This window comes from Argonema antarcticum A004/B2 (genome assembly GCF_023333585.1).
GTDB classification, from domain to species: domain Bacteria; phylum Cyanobacteriota; class Cyanobacteriia; order Cyanobacteriales; family Aerosakkonemataceae; genus Argonema; species Argonema antarcticum.
The window spans coordinates 9,387-12,505 of sequence record NZ_JAIQZN010000146.1; the positions used below are offsets into that span (position 1 = coordinate 9,387).

At 44.2% G+C, this 3,119-nt stretch carries 3 protein-coding genes and 1 pseudogene; all 4 read right to left on the reverse strand.

Annotated elements, in window-relative coordinates:
• A pseudogene (locus LAY57_RS33080) lies at window positions 1-614 on the reverse strand (hypothetical protein); the annotation flags it as partial.
• Between the two features lie 3 nt (window positions 615-617).
• A complete protein-coding gene (locus tag LAY57_RS33085) occupies window positions 618-2,459 on the reverse strand; it encodes a P-loop domain-containing protein (protein ID WP_249071438.1) in 1,842 nt (613 codons plus the stop codon).
• Between the two features lie 150 nt (window positions 2,460-2,609).
• Window positions 2,610-2,819: a DUF6887 family protein gene (locus tag LAY57_RS33090; RefSeq protein WP_249071439.1), complete on the reverse strand. Its 210-nt coding sequence runs from the start codon at window positions 2,817-2,819 to the stop codon at window positions 2,610-2,612.
• Window positions 2,816-2,998 carry a DUF6888 family protein gene (locus LAY57_RS33095; protein ID WP_249071440.1) on the reverse strand — a complete coding sequence of 61 codons (183 nt, stop codon included), beginning with the start codon at window positions 2,996-2,998 and terminating at the stop codon, window positions 2,816-2,818. The genes LAY57_RS33090 and LAY57_RS33095 overlap by 4 nt, the downstream gene beginning before the upstream one ends.
• Between the last annotated feature and the right edge of the window lie 121 nt (window positions 2,999-3,119).

Below are 3,119 nucleotides of genomic sequence, written 5' to 3' on the forward strand. Positions count from 1 at the left end.
ACTGCACTTACCGATTCTGTATGTCCACTGAGAGTATTGAGTTGATTACCTGATGACAAATCCCAAACTTTCAGGGTGTTATCCCATGAAGCAGAAACAGCGAATTTGCCGTCGGGTGCGATCGCCACTGCACTTACCGATTCTGTATGTCCACTGAGAGTTCGCACCAAAGCACCCCCAGGCGGTGTTAAGCTAGCTGTCAGCGGACGCAACCAAAGTGCAGCTTGCCTCTGCTTAGCTACTTCCAGCATTTCCCGAATTTCTGGCAAATCAAAAGACAGCAATCGCCCCAACAATTGACCTACCAATTGCGTCTTATCCCTCTCCAAAATATGTGCCGAAAGTCGAATTGCCCCTTGAATTAACCTAAGAGTCTCCGCTTTTTCTCCAGCAAACAACACCCCAGCATCCAAAGCAGCTTGATAGTCTTCAATCACATCCTTTGTCACAAACTCAGGATGGGAAATCTTCGCCTCAAGGAAATCAAAATCAGTCAATAAGCGGTACAAAGTTTCCCCATCCCCTTGTCTCGCCAAACCTTGCGGTAACGTTCTCAAAGTCACCCGCAGTCTGTCCGGCGACATACTGGCTAACCATTCCCGTATATCGCTCATCTTTTACAACCCCTGCCGCAAATTATTGATAATCCGATCCTCAATATCCTTCAAACTGACATTAGCTTCTTCTAGAGTTTCTTGGCGGAGGAGGAAATCTCGAAAACTGGTGTGATAGACGCTGTAACAGATTTGTCCGTCCTTTTCTTCCTCACGTAAAAATTGCTCCCACTCCCGCAGAATTCGCCGCACTTTCGGTTTCGATTCTTCCACAATATCGGCAATTAATTCAGCAGAAACAGGTTCGCCCAATTTCACCAAAACGTAAATCGTATCAATTTTAATTTGCGGCAAACCATCGGCATCCATCCCCATCCGCTGCCAGTGTTGTTGGTAATATTGATTTAAACCAGAGGGCAAACTTTTGATATCTAAATTTTGATACTTGCCTGATTCAATATCTGGCAGAACATAGCGCAGATACATAAAGTTATACTCGCTCTTTTCTGCCAATTGGTCGATAAACTCATTATCCCTTAAATTTCCCACAGCAATCCAATTCTGCAATGTCTGACTTTTCGCCAGTTTTTGTTGAATAGATTGTTTAATATCACGCTTGTTCAATTCCGATTCTGCCTGCAATGCAAACACTTCCTGCGGCGCTTCCACTAAAAAAGGTAGCGGTTTATTTTTCAGCGGTCGCTGCGTCATTACGAAGTAGACATTCGGCGGCAAATGGGGCGGTAAATAAAGGACGTTGGTATTCGGCTTTTGGCTTTTCAAATCCACTTCATCCAGGGCATCCACCACAATTACCAGTTTATCTTGCCCCAATTTTCTGCTAGCTTCATCCAGCAATCTCTCTAAAAAATCGCTGTCTCGCGTCGCTTCTGTTGGTAAAAATTTGTAGTCTAACTGGTATTTTTCAATCAGTTGGGTACAAATCTTTTCTATAAACAAACCCGTGCCATTTTTCCCGGTAGATTGCACGTTGAAATGATGCACGCATCCCGTTCGCAGTACAAATTGCGCCATCATCGTGCTTTTGCCAATCCCCGGTTCTGCTTCGATAATAAAATAGCCTTTGGGTTGGCTATTGAGGAAATTATCGATTTTTTTAAACACATCTTCCCGACCGACAAAATCTTTAGTTTTCTCTTCAATCAACGCCCGATTATGACTGAAAATTGGTAACGAAGGAGTGAGTTTGGCTTTCATTTCTTCTAACTGTTGGGCGATTTCCTGATATCGATCTGGTAATTCCTTGGTAGCGGCAATAATTTTTCCCAACAACATTAGCTGCATCGCCGCAAAAGCTTTCCCACCTTCCTGGGCATCTTTTTTCAGTGCTTCCCGCAATGCCTTGGGAAATGTATGATAAAGACACTGAGAAAGTTCATCAATTAAACTCTCAGCTAATTCGACATCAGCATTCCGACTCAGCCAATCAATAATTACTTTCCAAGCTGAAGGTGTGAGTGCCTTGACTTCGGCAAACTTTTGTGCTTCAGTAGAAAACATTTCTGGCAATTGAGTTTCCCGAATCGGATCGAAATCAGCACTGCGGAAAACGTAGGTTTTAGCGATATAAGCCCAAGCTTCTCGCGCCGTTTTGGCTAATTCTTTCAGTTGTTTTTGATAACTGGGAAAATCATTAGACTCATTAACCGCCTCGATGACGGCTGCAATACCAACTCCCGCCACCCGCGCCAAGTCATCATTACTCAAAATATTCTCATCTCGACCCAGCCGTTTAGCCAATTCCCCCAAATCGTTGGCTACCATCCCACCCATCACCCCCGCCGCCATCCCTCCGAGTGCGCCTGAAACCAAAGTTCCAGCCGCCATAATCGCCGTACAGGTTAACAGCCTTGTCTGAGTCTGTCCTAAATTAAGCCCTGACATATTAAAATTTCTCTAGTTTGACTGCTGTATAACACAGAAACCTAGCCAAAGAAACCCGGTTTCTTCAAGAAACCGGGTTTCTCTGTACCTCACTCACCTGAAAAGCGCGGCATCGCAACAACGTACCTCTATTCTTCAAAAAGCCTGCTGTTACTCACCTTGATGCAGTTTCTCTCTCAAAATAGCTTCAACTTCGCTTTCTGGATTCGCAAGGTCAAAAGGATAGGGTTGAAGATTGGCGGGATTGCGACGACTCATTAATACTTCCAAAGCTGCGCGGAAGGCTTCCTCATCATTTCTATGTTCCGAAAGATACTGTTTTAACTCAGTATTCGACATTTGAGGCAGATTCGGTATCATAGCACAAACTCCCAACTTCCTTCTTCATCAATTATGAGAGCAATTTCATCCCACCTTCCAGCCTGGATGTAAATCGTTTTCAAATTCCGATCGTAACGGAAAATTTGAATTGGCTGGTACAGATTGGAAAGCAACTGACAAAGAAATATTGCTGTATCTGACTGTTTTCGCGTTGGCAACTTGCAACTCCTGAAGTTACACCAAGCTGCATTATAACTAGGGGCTAGGGGCTAGGGGCTAGGGACTAGGGAAGAGGGAAGAGGAAAAAGCTTGACGAAGTAAGGGATTATGGACTAAAGG

What these genes read in the sequence shown, in the direction of transcription:
- LAY57_RS33085 (WP_249071438.1), bottom strand. Translation starts at nt 2,459, where the DNA reads ATGTCAGGGCTTAATTTAGGACAGACTCAGACAAGGCTGTTAACCTGT.
- LAY57_RS33090 (WP_249071439.1), bottom strand. Translation starts at nt 2,819, where the DNA reads ATGATACCGAATCTGCCTCAAATGTCGAATACTGAGTTAAAACAGTAT.